Origin of the sequence: Xenorhabdus sp. Sc-CR9, assembly GCF_963897815.1 — a bacterium.
Taxonomy (GTDB): domain Bacteria; phylum Pseudomonadota; class Gammaproteobacteria; order Enterobacterales; family Enterobacteriaceae; genus Xenorhabdus.
In genome coordinates this window covers 63086-77089 of the sequence record NZ_CAWQTY010000233.1, presented here as the reverse complement: position 1 = coordinate 77089, position 14004 = coordinate 63086, and the positions used below count along the sequence as shown (strand labels likewise).

12 protein-coding genes are annotated in these 14004 nt (G+C 47.9%); all 12 read right to left on the bottom strand.

What is annotated here, in order from left to right:
• Positions 1-4: 4 nt before the first annotated feature.
• The 12 genes from vasI to tssB are packed head-to-tail and all read right to left on the bottom strand — an operon-like array spanning position 5 to position 13463.
• Positions 5-673: a type VI secretion system-associated protein VasI gene (gene vasI, locus AACQ81_RS18815; RefSeq protein ID WP_237385856.1), complete on the bottom strand. Its 669-nt coding sequence runs from the start codon at positions 671-673 to the stop codon at positions 5-7.
• The gene (locus AACQ81_RS18810; protein ID WP_237385855.1) at positions 670-1467 is read right to left on the bottom strand and encodes a Fis family transcriptional regulator; all 798 of its coding nucleotides are present in this window, start codon (positions 1465-1467) and stop codon (positions 670-672) included. Before AACQ81_RS18810 ends, vasI begins: the two co-directional genes overlap by 4 nt.
• Positions 1467-4202: a type VI secretion system ATPase TssH gene (gene tssH, locus AACQ81_RS18805; protein ID WP_237385854.1), complete on the bottom strand. Its 2736-nt coding sequence runs from the start codon at positions 4200-4202 to the stop codon at positions 1467-1469. The genes AACQ81_RS18810 and tssH overlap by 1 nt, the downstream gene beginning before the upstream one ends.
• A gap of 9 nt (positions 4203-4211) precedes the next feature.
• On the bottom strand, positions 4212-4979 hold the full coding sequence (icmH, locus tag AACQ81_RS18800) for a type IVB secretion system protein IcmH/DotU (RefSeq protein WP_237385853.1): 768 nt from the start codon (positions 4977-4979) through the stop codon (positions 4212-4214).
• 2 nt (positions 4980-4981) lie between these two features.
• The gene (gene tssK / locus AACQ81_RS18795) at positions 4982-6334 is read right to left on the bottom strand and encodes a type VI secretion system baseplate subunit TssK (RefSeq protein ID WP_237385852.1); all 1353 of its coding nucleotides are present in this window, start codon (positions 6332-6334) and stop codon (positions 4982-4984) included.
• A 2-nt stretch (positions 6335-6336) separates the two neighbouring features.
• The gene (gene tssJ, locus AACQ81_RS18790) at positions 6337-6891 is read right to left on the bottom strand and encodes a type VI secretion system lipoprotein TssJ (protein ID WP_237385851.1); all 555 of its coding nucleotides are present in this window, start codon (positions 6889-6891) and stop codon (positions 6337-6339) included.
• The gene (gene tagH / locus AACQ81_RS18785) at positions 6875-8170 is read right to left on the bottom strand and encodes a type VI secretion system-associated FHA domain protein TagH (RefSeq protein ID WP_237385850.1); all 1296 of its coding nucleotides are present in this window, start codon (positions 8168-8170) and stop codon (positions 6875-6877) included. Before tagH ends, tssJ begins: the two co-directional genes overlap by 17 nt.
• A 5-nt stretch (positions 8171-8175) precedes the next feature.
• Complete coding sequence (gene tssG, locus AACQ81_RS18780) at positions 8176-9228, bottom strand: type VI secretion system baseplate subunit TssG (RefSeq protein ID WP_237385849.1); 1053 nt, start codon at positions 9226-9228, stop codon at positions 8176-8178.
• Complete coding sequence (tssF, locus tag AACQ81_RS18775; protein WP_237385848.1) at positions 9192-11024, bottom strand: type VI secretion system baseplate subunit TssF; 1833 nt, start codon at positions 11022-11024, stop codon at positions 9192-9194. Before tssF ends, tssG begins: the two co-directional genes overlap by 37 nt.
• Positions 11025-11465 (bottom strand): type VI secretion system baseplate subunit TssE, encoded by a 441-nt coding sequence (gene tssE, locus AACQ81_RS18770; RefSeq protein ID WP_237385847.1) that lies wholly within the window; start codon positions 11463-11465, stop codon positions 11025-11027. It lies immediately after the preceding gene.
• Positions 11466-11467: 2 nt separating this feature from the next.
• Positions 11468-12946, bottom strand: a complete 1479-nt coding sequence (gene tssC / locus AACQ81_RS18765) for a type VI secretion system contractile sheath large subunit (protein WP_237385846.1) — start codon at positions 12944-12946, stop codon at positions 11468-11470.
• Positions 12947-12965: 19 nt separating this feature from the next.
• Positions 12966-13463, bottom strand: coding sequence for a type VI secretion system contractile sheath small subunit (gene tssB / locus AACQ81_RS18760; protein WP_237385845.1), 498 nt, complete (start codon positions 13461-13463; stop codon positions 12966-12968).
• Positions 13464-14004 lie beyond the last annotated feature (541 nt).

The following is a 14004-nucleotide window of genomic DNA, read 5'->3' as shown; positions in this document are numbered from 1 at the left end:
TCGGTTACCAACGGCAGGCAGCACGTAAAGGTTTCGTTGCCTGCTCCAGCTGAGAAATGTTAAAGGTTATCTGATTGCCATTACTGCCGGTGATAGTCATCCGATCGCTGTTCATCAGGCGCTTGATTTCGTCAATGCCCGGTAAGCCACGGCTGGATTCCCATAAGTAACCCTGCTCCCGCACGAACCATTCGGTGCGGTACTGGGTTTTGTCCGTCATAATGGTGACATCACCTGATTCCACCTCTTTAGGCAGTGCTACCTGCAAACGGGTGATATTGTCAATGCAACTCAGCATTAATACAGGCCGAGGGGGTGGAACCCCAATCGCGGGCGTGGTCAGGATAACCGGTGCCACACCATTTTCTCCCTGCGTCACAATGAAGCTAGTGGAGTAATCAGTACGCTTCATCTCCTGCTCCATTGCCTTCCGCCATGACGGTCCCATTTTTTCAATTGGAATGTGTACCGTTTTAAACTTAAGGTTACTCAACGCACGGTCGTAGCACGCCAGCCGGATAAGAGGAGACGGCTCAAAGCGGCATTTTTGCAGTTCATCTAAATTTTGTTCTTCCTTTACCGCGACCGCTTCCTTCGGTTCTACCACCTCCGCAAGCTTAGGGTTCCCTGCCAATGACGCGAGTAATGAACTGATAATTAAAATGATATTCATAATCTACACCCGTATTTAGCCAGTTTGTAAACCAACGTCCGCTGGGGGATGCCCAGACTCTGTGCTATCAATCTGGTGTCGTTGCCAAATTGACGCTGACGTTGAACCAACACGGCGCTTTCAAATTCTTCTATGGCTTTTGGCAGATTATCGATATGACTGTAATCCACGGAGATACTGCTGACCGCCGCTGGGTTTTTCGATTCACTCAGAGAAGCGAGCAGTTCATCCAGTTGTTTTTCTTTTTGGCGTTGAACCTGAAATACCTGGCGGATTTGGCGTAACTGTCCGCGCAGTTGTTCGAGTTCCTGCAATTTTTTCAGGCGATGCTGCATGACATGGCAATAAATGCCGAACATGTTTTCATTGTTGGTGAAATGGTGAACATTTTCGGCAAAAATGGCGATTACACCGCAAGCCTGCCCATTGCAGTCAAACAGGGGGATGCCATATAACCCACAGTTATGCGGCAGTTCTGCAATAAACGTGCGGAAATGAAGATCGTCAATGCGAACCCCGTGATTAAGGGAATCCCAAACTGTTGGGGTTCCCTTACGCAGTACTTGTATCAACGGGTGATTGACATCATCAATATCCACTTGCAACCGGCGTGAACTGGCTTGCTGAGGTTCCGGCAAGTTGTAGCATTCCAGCCTGTTTTCATTGATGTTCAGCAGGAAAACCAACAGGGCATCAAAACGCGAGCTTTGGCTGGCCTGCAAGAAATGGCCAACCAGTTTTTCTATAGTGTCATCTTCCAATAACGCTAACGCGCTTTTCAGCCGCTGTTTCATTATTCCGCCTCCTCAACCTCTGCCTGGAACTCGTGCTCTGCCACGGTTAAGCGAATGGCCTTGATCGGTGTACCCGTAGCCATTTTCTGCAACAACAGTAATGAAACCGGTGGCAACAGAGCACCATCAATGATGGATTCCAGCATACGGGCACCGTTTTCTGCGCGGGTAGCACGTTGCAGGATCTCTTCCGATACTTCATCGCTGATGGTGACTTCTGCGTTGAAGCGTTGAATCAGCAACGTATCCAGTCTGGCCAGTTTGCCCTGAATGATGGTTTTCAGTGTTTCGTGGCCCAGCGGCATGTAAGGGATCACTTCCATGCGCGCCAACAGTGCTGGTTTGAAGAACGCCGCCAGCTCAGGGTAGAGCAGATCGTTGATCTGGTCGGGCTGTTCAGCATTGTCTACGATGGTTTGGTAGCCCAAATTAGAGGTCAGGAAGAACACAACGTTTTTACAGTCGATGATGCGTCCTTCTCCATCCGCCAGCTCCCCTTTATCGAAGGCCTGATAGAACAGGTTCAATACATCCGGGTGGGCTTTTTCGACTTCGTCCAGCAAGACAACGGAATACGGTTTCTGACGGATAGCTTCGGTCAATACTCCACCTTCGCCGTAGCCCACATAACCCGGGGGTGAACCAATCAGGCGGGATACCGTGTGTTTTTCCTGAAACTCAGACATGTTGATGGTGGTGAGATATTGGCGACCACCAAACATCAGTTCTGCAATTTGCAGGACGGTTTCGGTTTTACCAACACCACTTGGTCCCACCAACAGGAATGCCCCCAGAGGACGACCCGGACGACGCAAATCCGCGCGGGCAGTCAGCAGGTGTTTATGCAGGCACTGGATCGCAAGTTCCTGTCCCTTGATGCTTTGTCCCAGATGAGTCGGCAGTTCAGTCACAATGGAAAGTTCGCTCTGTGACAGGCGGTTCAGCGGAACACCAGTCCACTCAGCAATTACCGCAGCAATCTGGGTTTTGTCTACATGCGGGGAAACCAGAGTTTGTTTCTGCTGTAGTTCTGCCAGTTGTGCGTTAAGTTCGACCAGTTTTCCGATCAAAGACTGTTCGTCATTGACCGCAGGTTCAACCTGCTCATCTGATTGATTTTCTTCTGCTTCTTCCATGCTTTCAGCCGGCTGCCCAGCCGTCTCTTCCGCACGCTCTTCAACCACGTTTTCAGCGGTTTCGGATTCAGTTTCAGCCATCTCATCGTCAGACAGTAATTGGCTGCGCAGTTCGATGACCTGTTTTACCAATTCCTGTTGCTGTTTCCAGCTAGTTTCCAACTCTGTGAGTTGTTCCTGAATTTCTTTCTGCTGGTTTTGTAATTCTTCCAGTCGCTCCGCGTGAGTGTTCAGTCCCATGCGTTGCTCTCTTTCCAACACATCAATTTCCATTTGCATCTGGTGCAGTTCAGTCGTCAATGAGGAGATCTGGCGTGGTGGTGAAGTCAGGTTAATGGCAACACGGGCACAAGCGGTATCCAGCACATCAATCGCTTTATCCGGCAGCTGGCGGCCAGAAAGATAACGATCACTCAGTACCGCAGAGGCTTTCAGGGCTTCATCATCGATCAGTACGCCATGTGCCTGCTCATAGATGGCGCGCAGACCACGCATAATGACTGTTGCTTCATCTGCCGTTGGCTCAGAAACTTTTACCAGTTGGAAACGACGGGACAGTGCAGCGTCTTTTTCGAAATACTTTTTGTACTCGCTCCATGTGGTTGCTGCGATGGTCTTCAGTTCACCGCGTGCCAGAGCAGGTTTCAGCAAGTTGGAGATATCCAGCCCGCCGGCTTGGTTACCGGTGCCAATCAGAGTGTGGGCTTCATCGATAAACAAGATGATGGGTTTTGACGACTGGCTGACTTCCGCCATGATGCCTTTGAAACGTTTTTCAAATTCACCTTTAACCGCCGCTCCTGCCTGTAATGCCCCCAGATCCAGTGTCATTAATTCGCTGTTACGCAATTTATCCGGTACACGATCATGAATGATTCGCAGTGCCAGACCTTCAATCAGGGCACTTTTACCCACACCCGCTTCACCGACAACGATAGGGTTGTTTTTGCGGCGACGGCAAAGGATGTCGATCATCAGATCGATTTCTTTATCGCGGCACAGAACAGGATCGAGTTTTCCTTTGCGAGCCTGCTCAGTCATGTTCTGAGTAAAGCGCGCCAGCAGACTGTCGCTGTTTGCCGGATGCACGCCCTGCCCCTCTTTATCGTCGACAGCAAAAGGCTGCTCGGCAGAGCCATTTGTCCATTCAGCAAAGTTCTGGCGCAGTAATTCGCGGTTGATACCCGCCAGCAAACGCCCAGTTTGTGGTGCCAAATAACGCAGCGGGCTGAACAGCAACGCAATCAGCATCACACCGCTGCGCAATTCAGAGTGCTGCATCTCTGTGGAAGCCAGTAGCCAACTATCCTGCAACCACTCCACCAGCATCGGGGAAAAGTTCGGGTAACTCTGCACAAGCGATTGATGATGAGTCATCACCTGATCGAGCTGCTCTTTCAGCAGATCTTTATCAATGTCTGCTTTATTCAGGATCAGTCTCATGTCACTGAGTGGTGTGTCGATCATTTGAAGCAACAGTTGTGCAACAGTGATTTCAGGCTGCTGCTGACTGACACAAGATGCCGCCGCTGCTTCCAGCGCATGGCGGGTCATCGGGTTTAAACGATTTACAAGAGTGGGCAGATCAATCTGAATCATGGCGACTTCCTATCTCAATAATTTACTTAGCTGCTGTAATATGTCTTGTGTCTGATCACCGAGGCGAATGGCATAAAAGCTGTAAATGGCGATCAACAATCCTATACTGATACCGAGCAGGTGTTTGATGGTCCAGCGTTTGCTCAGACGATAACGCGCGTCACTCTCGTTGACATTGACATACAACGTGGTTGGCGGAGTGTCTCCGCGCAGTGAGTGAAGCTGTTGCTGCAAGCGGCGGAACAAACGCTCAAAATCATCACTTTTCTGGGTGCTGACTTTGTAACGCCCGCGGTATCCCAGACAAAGACAGAGATAAATGAACTCCAGCAGGTGCTGGTAGCGCTGAGCCTCTCCCATTAAACGTTCGAGTAATACAAAAACCTTCTCACCTCCCCAGGTTTCATTGTGGAAGTGCACCAGCAGTGATTGCTTTAACCAGCCATTCTGACTGTTCCAGCCGTGCCCCAACGCAGTTTCATCAATGAAGGTGCACAGTACGTAACGAAATGAAACAATCGCACCGGGTTCATAACCCTTAGTTTGCAGAAACTGCTCAATGGCCCGAATGTCAGTCACAACCTGCTGGTAAAGCTTGTCCGGCAATGCCTGATCATTCATGTCCTGCAAACGCAAAACCATCCCCAGCAAAGGGGTGGCAGCATCGATCATTGGGTTGAGGCTTTCACCGCGCAACGGTAGCTGATACTGGTGCTGAAACGTTTTCAACGTTTCAGGCTTTGCCAGTGACAGACTGTCAACATTGATATCACTCATGATTATTCCTTACCGCCCCTGATAGCCCAGAGCTGCATATCTAAATCAGGGAACTCTCCTGATACGTGGAATGCGATGGAATTTCCTTGCTGAATCTCTTTCCATGCCGGACTTTTCTGATCCAGACGGAAGTAGGTATATCCTGAGTGATACGGCAACTGGCGGGGTGCTGCGGACAATGCAATCAGTGGCACGCCCGGCAATTGAACGCTGACCAGATCGCGGATCTTTTCCATCGAAGTGACTTTGGTTTGCTGGACGAACTGGCGACGCAACTGTTCCTGTGGCGTGCTGGCGCTGATTGCCAGTACGAACTCAGCTTTGCGCAGCAAATCGTTGTCGTGGAGCGTCGCCACACGGATGCCGCCTTCGTTCTGTTTCAGCGCAATGGATGTTGCACGTGGTGTCAGAACAACGTTCAGCGCGTCACGAATTGCGTGCATCGCATCCTGAAAGGTATCCGTCAGGTTATTGTGGTCATAGGCCAAGACATTACCCGGCAAGCGGCTTGCATCGGTGAACGTTCTCAGCTCACCACACGTCTGGAGCAGTTCGGTATATAAATACAGTGGGTGCAGAACAGTCTGTTTTGCATAGTGGTTGTACAGCGGCTGAACGCGGTTCAGCAGTTGCAGCATCATAAACTCAGCCACATCCGCAACACCTTGCTGGCCCGGTGAACCGATACGTTTTGCCAATGTTCTTGAACGCTCTGTCAGCAGGCCGTCTATTTCCACCATAAAGCGCCTGAGCTTATCGGCCACGAAGATCGACAAACATGTCGGAATAAATTCGTTATCCAGAACGATGGTGCCATCTTTTTGCTTTTCTTTGATGCGGCACAGTGGGATCGCCGTATAAGCACTCATATCCTCGGAGCCTTGCATCAGGACCGGTGTCAATTGGGCAAGGTTAAGAGCGAAGGAGTCACCGCCCTTGGTATGCAAGTCACGGACATCGGTAGGCAGTTCCCGATAACGCACAGCGCTCTGGATTTCTGAATCCCGATCAGCAACTTCCCGAATGGTGTCGCTGGACATTGGCAATGCCAGATAGATATCTTTGCTTTTCAGATCATTGATGTTTTCGATATCCAGTGGTTTTGGCAATAAATCTTGGCCCGGCGCAGAAAATATAGTGCCATCCGGCATAATACCGCTGGCTTCAGTAATGCCGATGCGCCCCAGTTTGAGCAAATCATCATTGATGCTCAGGGAACTGAAACCATGCGCATAAGGTGTCAATACTGAAACCAGACTATGTGCCAGATAATCAATGTGCTTTTGTTGCTGCTGAAAATGTTGTGGTTTGATGAATAATCCTTCGTGCCAAATCACCCGATTTTTACCCGGCATGATTACTCCTCCTCTTTTCTAAGTTCTACGTCGTTATTTCTGACATGCACCAAGATGTGGTAATGGCGGCCGATGTCTTTTACCCGGATGATCTTTTTCCATTCAGATTGATTTGCATCTGCATAGTGAACGATGACACCGATGTAACGGTTTTTCTTTTCCAGTGTGATGGCTTCCAGAGGCTTGAATTGCCCCGGCAACAAGGTGTAATCCTGATGATCGATGTAGTTTTTTCCCAGCGCCTTTTCGAGTTTGTCGCTTTCCAGCTGGTCGTAATCGGCAGCCAAAAAACGTGAATCTTCACTGAGATAAACCAGGTTCATTTCAACAGGAGCCGCTTCACCACTTTCATTGGGGTTGATGTCGGGTTCGGCCAGCAATGTAATGTTGGCAACAGAGGGCTGATCATCAGGTGTTCCTACCGGAGTGGAAGGATCCCAGATAACTTGCCCCACTTTTTTCGTTGCGTTCCATGCACTGCTACAGCCGTTCAGCAACATCGCTGACAGCAATAAAATCCCTACAGCCCAAATCCGGCGACTAGCGGAATGTGTCATTGCTAGATTCCTCTAAGCCCTGACGCAGTGCGCGGTCATAAGCCTGCTCATACACCTCGCGGAATAGCTTTTCGAACCCTTGCTGGCGGCTGGACGCTAGTTCACGGTAATAATTGGTGTACATTTCCCAAGCCCAGGATGCATCTTTATTCTTGACTTCGTTGCTACGACGGTAATGTGAGAAACGACGAAGCAGTTGTTCCGGAGAAAATGCATCCAGCATGGTGTCCAACGCAGCAGAAATCGCAGTCCGGTTGGCCTGATAATGCAGTTGCAGGTTTTGCAGACTTTCCGCTACGGCAGCAGGAGCAGACAGGTGAACCGGGCTTTTCTGATCGGAGAACATCACCTGCATGGTGGTGTCATAATCCATGTTCAGGCGCAGCGGGTTATCTTCAATGGGACGAAGTTGTTTATCACGCAATCCATGCTGTTCGCGCTGGAGAGCCAATAACCCTTCAATCGCGGCTTTCATGGTTTTACCCATCTCTTGTAGAAAATCATTCGCCTGCTGGCTGTCGTGCAAAGGCAATCGAGCCTCCAGCCCACGCATGAGCGGAGTAATTGCAACATGATCAACATCCATATCTTCGTACTGCCTATCGGACGCGATATCCGGTAAATCAAGGAACTCCTGATCCATAACACTGCCTCGGTTATCAGAAATAGGGTTGGCAAATGGGGGTGATTGATAATGATCCGGCGGCAAAAGCTGCTCGGTATCATCAGCTTCAACCTGTGGTTTCAGGGTAGTCAGACTCTCACTGTCGAGCACCCTGAGTGGATCATCACTAAAACGGTGCATAACCGTCGGAGCTACACTTTCATCATGGGCAAATGCGGATTTTTGCGCCGGAGCACCTTCCATCATGGCATCCAGAGGGTTGCTGTAACTGGAGACCAGCGACTCAGGCGATACGGTTGAAGGATCGACACGATCTGTCTCAAAAAAACTGATGTGGATCTTGACGGATAAGTTTCCTACTTTGATCTGATCGCCCTGCTGCAAACGAATCAGACTTGACTGAGGTGTCAATGTTGCATTATTAATTTTTACTGGTTCAGCAAGCACTTGCAGGCAGAATGCCCCATCCTGCCATTTGATGGCGAATTGTGATGGGTGGACATTGCCCTGCTGATCCTGCACAGACCAAAGATGGCTTTCACTGCTACCGACCGTACCGCCCTGTGCCGAGAACTGGCAACTGGCAGCTTTACCACTTTCTAGCTGTTCACTGTTAAGAACCCGCAATGAAAGGATTGGTTGATGTTTTTCCATAGTCGTTATTCCATAACTGAAATTGTGACAAAGGGTTTCTTTTCCGGTTCGCCGAGAAAACTGGTCCACCCCAGATGGTTATTCTCCTTAGCTCCCAGCACCATACCGCTAACCTGATTTTCAGCCAGCCCAAGACGTAGTTCCCAAGCGAACTGGCTGCGCATGACGAAAGAAATGAACATCACCAGGGGGAGATAATTCTTTCCGTCGGGCAGGAATGACAGAAACCGATCACGGGTCAAATCATTGATGCTTAGCAGGAATTTTCCACTGTAATCCCCGACCCATGAGCCGATGGTGAAGTTGTGTCCCAACACGGACAGCTCGGTGTCCCCAATTTTCTGTCCTTTATTGGTTCCTCCCAGACGGTTCTGTTGATCCATTGGGATCGTGACCTTCCTGAATTGCCAACCGTGCAAGGTAACGTCATGCAAATCAAAACTGTGGGAAACGAGGCTGCATATCACTTCCGGTGAACGACCGGGGCTAGCCAGCAATCCGGCATACGCCAGCATTTTGCTGTGGTTGATGTTCAGCATCCGGCGGTTGACATCACTGCCCAGACCGACGAGCGAGAACATACGCTGGGAGAAGTTATCTTCCCCACCCTGCCTGAAACAGATGTAATAGCGGTATTTCCGCCAGATTTGGTGCAGGAGAGTAATTAGACGATGGTTAAAAAGATTGAGAAAATCCGTCAGGCGGTTTTCTCCCTGAGCGTCTTCCCATGCCAGTGAATCCAGATAGTAGCCTGGCATCGGAGACTGGCTTCCGTGCAACCCCATAAAGGAAACTTCCAGTTCGAAGTATCCCTTTCTGGATTGCGCGAGTGAGATGACATCACGGGTCGGGAACGCCAGACTGGCACTGGAACGGAAACGGATAGACTCAAGATCGGCACGATCTGTTTCTCCGGTTTTTTCCCACGCTACCGCAAGTTGGTTGAGCAGCTCAACCAACTGGTAAAAATTATACTGTGAGATGTCCAATGCCAGCGGTGTGGCAGGCTCCTGCTCAGTGATTACATCAACGAGTGTTGACCTATCTGTACCGGCCATTCATAACATTCCTGATTATCTAAATTGATTACCTTCAACATATGAAAAGCGTTGACGCTGGCATACAGTGAGAAAAACCGTGACAGAACCGTACTGAATAGATAAAGCTCACCTTCTGAGCTGAATGCCTGCTGCCGGATATACAACGTTGAACGCAATCCGCGCACAGGCTGCCCACGGAAAAGACGATCTGTCGGTTCTGTTTCAATCTTTTCAATGGCATCGAGCCGTTTCTGCGATGAGCGTTTGGACTGTCGGTTATGAATACTTGGGAAATCGTAAGTACGCAGTACCTGTTTCAACGCGTCCCTGTCCAGCAGTGACATATAGTTCAGCGACATATTCGACAGCAGTGACCAGTGCAACCCGCCATCCAGCAAAGGATAGAGGGGGACTGACGGCCGGGTGATATTGCGGAATGTCGCAAATGACGGGCTGCCGATGGAGGGATAATTGATGTCGCCAACACGCAGCTCTAACGGCAGTTCACGGTTGGTACAGGTCAAACTGATAGAGACATTTTCTTTCAGCTTGAGTCTGAGCAGATTGGATTCATCTCCCCGTACAAATGAGATGAAATGTTCCAGCCCCCTGCGGAAAGGAGATTCTTTCACCCGAAGACGGTAAAAACGCATTGAGTTTTCGTCTTCGTTATCAATCTGGTGATTGAAACTCTCAAAAGGCGTATAAACACGTCCGCCAATACGGGCACGACTGCGTTCGCCATTCTCACCTGTCAACCAACTTTCCACGCCATCCACGGAGAAAATGTCGTAATTATCCGGGAAACTGTAACTGGCCTTCAGGGGATATTCAGTCTGGCTGCCATTGAGTTCAATCGCTTCACTATCCATCGGGAACAGGTTGATCGCCGGTGTACAGTGCAGGCGAAAAGTATCATGGCGGATCTTGGCTTCTGGTGGCAGTGCCTGAGAAAAATGTAAATTCAGTTTAAAATCTTTGGTTTTGAGATCTTCAGGCAGTTCCGGGAAACCTTTCACATCAAAAAACAGGAAGCTTTCCGCAAAGCAGAAGTATTCCTGCAAGATGCGGTATCCCATATAGGCGTTTTTCGGGTATGGCAACAGTGCATCTTCCCGCTCAAATCCCACTGGTACAAAATCAAAATCCGGCAGAGGGATTACCTCATCACCCACCACCAATTCCGCTTTTCTGAAGTAATAGCAGAGCCAGAAATAGAGTTGAGATGTCGTATAGTCATCACCACTCAGATAAAAGCGCAGTTTATCCAGTTCCAATTCGTGCAGATTCAGCTCGGTTTTCGAGGCAAAATTCAGGCCAATGATCCCGTTTTCATTACTGTTATTGACGGAAATGTCACGGAGGGAAAGCGGAAACAGCCAAACATCACGGCAGAGCGTGAAAGTACAACGGCCATGATCGTCTTTTATACCACCGGATTTTTCGTTCGAATAAATATCATCTTGAGTTGACAACGTGTGACTCATAATCTGCGTGCCACGCTTGACCTGTGTCGCTTTCGTCACAACGCTTTCATCAGGGGTATACTCGATGATGGTCATGCTCGGGGTCGGGCGCAGATAGTTCGGCCAAAGCATATTAAGCAGGCCGTGAGTCAATTCAGGGAACTGATCATCAATCTTTGCCCGCAAGTTGCCCGTCAGAAATGCAAAACCTTCAAGCAAACGCTCAACGTCGGGATCAGAACCTTGTTCTGACAGAAATGCGGCAAGATGAGGACGCTCAACTGCGGCTTCTTTTCCCAGTTGTCGCAGATAGTTCAATTCATCTCTGAAATATTTTTCAAATGACATTTATTGAGTTCGCTCCAGGCAATAGCGCCGGTTGTTATCCAGCTGGATGCTAAATTCCACAAGGTCGTTGATATCATCCAGAGATATTTCAGCGCTGATATGAAAGCTCAACAGCAACGGATCTGAATCATCATTGATGGCACTGACAGAAACCGCTGATATTCTTGGCTCATAATTTCTGATGCACTCTTCAATCGCCCATTCGATACTTTGCTTGAAATCCACCGATGTCGCCGTCGCATCATTGAGGTCAATGACACCTAATTCAACAGCGCTTTGGCAGGCACCGGGACGGGAATTAAGCACTTCATTCAAATGCTTCTTGATAGAATCAAGCAGTGCACGCATCCTTGACTGACGGGAAGAGCCGGAGCTCTTCCCTTGAATGCGCTCGAACAGACTGGCAGAGCTGCCTCTGTTCCAACTGTACAGCGCAGCCATGATTATTCCTTATCCAAACGTCCAACCAGAGACAGCTCGAAGCTTGCACCCATATATTTGAAATGTGGGCGAACCTGCATAGCAACCTGATACCAGCCCGGATCACCTTCAACATCCAGAACCTTAATTTCAGCAGCACGCAGAGGACGACGGCTACGAACATCAGTTGGTGGGTTTTCCTGATCAGCAATGTACTGTTTCAGCCACATGTTCAGTTCACGCTCCAGATCCTGGCGCTCTTTCCAAGAGCCTATCTGTTCACGCTGCAACACTTTGATGTAGTGAGCCAGACGGTTAATGATGAACATGTAAGGAAGCTGCGTACCCAACTTATAGTTGGTTTCCGCATTTTTCCCTTCACGGGTATTCGGGAATACTTTTGGCTTCTGAACTGAGTTTGCAGAGAAAAATGCGGCGTTATCACTGCCTTTACGCATGGTCAGCGTGATGAAACCTTCTTCTGCCAGTTCAAATTCACGACGGTCAGTGATCAGAACTTCAGTTGGGATCTTCGCCTGAACCTGACCCATTGCTTCATACAGGTGAACAGGCAGATCGCTTACCGCACCACCGCTTTGTGGACCAATGATGTTAGGACACCAGCGATATTTCGCGAAGCTGTCAGTCAGGCAGCTTGCCAGTAAGTATGCTGTGTTGCCCCACAGGAAGTGTTCGTGGTCACGGCTGACATTTTCCTGATAATTGAAGTTTTTGATTGGATTTTCAACGTTGGAATAAGGCAGACGCAGCAAGAAACGCGGTGCGGTCAGACCTAAGTAACGTGAGTCTTCAGATTCACGCAGCGCACGCCATTTAGTATGTGAAGGGCCTTCGAAAACAGACTTCAGGTCCTTAATGGCTGGCAGGTCAGTAAAGTTGTTAACACCAAAGAATTCCGGAGAAACGGAAGACAGGAACGGCGCATGAGCCATTGCACCGACAGAACTGACATACTGCATCAGTTTAATGTCAGGAGTGGTATTGTTGAACGCATAGTTACCGATGACAGCAGCAACAGGTTCACCACCAAACTGACCGTAGCCTGTGGAATAAACGTGTTTGTAAAAGCCGGACTGGATAATTTCAGGTGAGAATTCAAAATCTTCCAACAATTCGTCTTTCGTCGCATGAATGACATTGATTTTGATGTTTTCACGGAAATCAGTGCGATCTACCAGAATTTTCAGTGAACGCCAGGAAGATTCCAGTTCCTGGAATTGCTTAGCATGCAGAATTTCATCCATCTGCTCACTCAGCTTTTTATCCAGCTCAACGATCATTTTATCAACGAGTAATTTATTAATAGGTTCTTCGTTAGAGCCAGTATCCAGAATACTGCCGATAAACGCGGCGACACCCTGCTTAGCGATATAGTAGCCGTCATTTTCCGGGGTCATTCTTGCCTGAGACATGATCTCATCAAGCAAGGAGGTCGTTGCGCCGGAAGCAATAGCTGTGCTGTTTTCTTCGTGCTGAGCCATTTAAAAATTCCTTTACCAGTTATTTTTTATTGACGATTTCAAGTTCTTTCAGGAGTTGCTCACGAACGGATTCATCATCCAGCAGTGACTGCAAGCGAGTACGAAATGCTGGGATATTTCCCAATGGACCTTTTAAAGCAACCAATGCTTCACGAAGTTCAAGAAGTTTATTTAATTCAGGGACTTTCTTCGCGACATTATCTGGTGAAAAATCGTTCAGGGATTTTATTTCCAGATTAACTGGCAAGTCTTCTTCGCTTTTTTCATCAAGGCGGTTAGGAACATTAAAAGTCAGATTGATGTTCGCTTCATTCATTACGGCATTAAAATTGTTCTTATTGATAGAAACTGTTTGCCGTTCTTCAATTGGTGTATCTTCGGTTTTTCCTTTCAAGTCACCAACAACCAGAAGATTCAGAGGTAATTCAACTTCTGCGGTCTGGTCACCGTTATTAGGAACATACTTAATATTAATTCTTTCTTTCGGAGCTACGCTACCTGGACTATTCTTACTCATATTTGAATCCTTTGGCTAATACAACCATGAACTGTCTGACAACCCATTATTGGTAAGAGAATGATTCCAATGTTGATCCATATAAAAAAAGTACGGCAAAACTCCCTAAAAAATAGGTTAGAGAAGACAACCGTATTTGTAGATACGAATGATTTTATTTCAACATATAGTTAAATAATCAGATATATCCTATTCAGTTATTATACAACCGTGGAAATAACATCGATATAAAAAACCGTCAAGCTCGAGTTTGACACTTTATTTTTTTGATGTAAAGCCAAAACACAAATTGATAAAGACCGCTATTCAAGCTTTTAATCTATTTATGTCAACTCATAGCAAGTTATAAACATTTTTCTCTCCTAAAATAGAGAAAAGCTTGGTTTTACTCGCTGCAAGAGTGTGCAGTCCCATTACATATCAATTGTATAAAAAGAAATATTTTCATCTTATTACGAATAAAACATAACCCGCAAAAACTCTCCTGATAATTATGGTAAATATCATTTTACATTCTATTTTGATTAATTGCGCCTCATAA

Excerpts from the sequence above, each read along its gene's own strand:
- vasI (WP_237385856.1), bottom strand. The coding sequence starts at position 673 with ATGAATATCATTTTAATTATCAGTTCATTACTCGCGTCATTGGCAGGG.
- AACQ81_RS18810 (WP_237385855.1), bottom strand. The coding sequence starts at position 1,467 with ATGAAACAGCGGCTGAAAAGCGCGTTAGCGTTATTGGAAGATGACACT.
- tssH (WP_237385854.1), bottom strand. The coding sequence starts at position 4,202 with ATGATTCAGATTGATCTGCCCACTCTTGTAAATCGTTTAAACCCGATG.
- icmH (WP_237385853.1), bottom strand. The coding sequence starts at position 4,979 with ATGAGTGATATCAATGTTGACAGTCTGTCACTGGCAAAGCCTGAAACG.
- tssK (WP_237385852.1), bottom strand. The coding sequence starts at position 6,334 with ATGCCGGGTAAAAATCGGGTGATTTGGCACGAAGGATTATTCATCAAA.
- tssJ (WP_237385851.1), bottom strand. The coding sequence starts at position 6,891 with ATGACACATTCCGCTAGTCGCCGGATTTGGGCTGTAGGGATTTTATTG.
- tagH (WP_237385850.1), bottom strand. The coding sequence starts at position 8,170 with ATGGAAAAACATCAACCAATCCTTTCATTGCGGGTTCTTAACAGTGAA.
- tssG (WP_237385849.1), bottom strand. The coding sequence starts at position 9,228 with ATGGCCGGTACAGATAGGTCAACACTCGTTGATGTAATCACTGAGCAG.
- tssF (WP_237385848.1), bottom strand. The coding sequence starts at position 11,024 with ATGTCATTTGAAAAATATTTCAGAGATGAATTGAACTATCTGCGACAA.
- tssE (WP_237385847.1), bottom strand. The coding sequence starts at position 11,465 with ATGGCTGCGCTGTACAGTTGGAACAGAGGCAGCTCTGCCAGTCTGTTC.
- tssC (WP_237385846.1), bottom strand. The coding sequence starts at position 12,946 with ATGGCTCAGCACGAAGAAAACAGCACAGCTATTGCTTCCGGCGCAACG.
- tssB (WP_237385845.1), bottom strand. The coding sequence starts at position 13,463 with ATGAGTAAGAATAGTCCAGGTAGCGTAGCTCCGAAAGAAAGAATTAAT.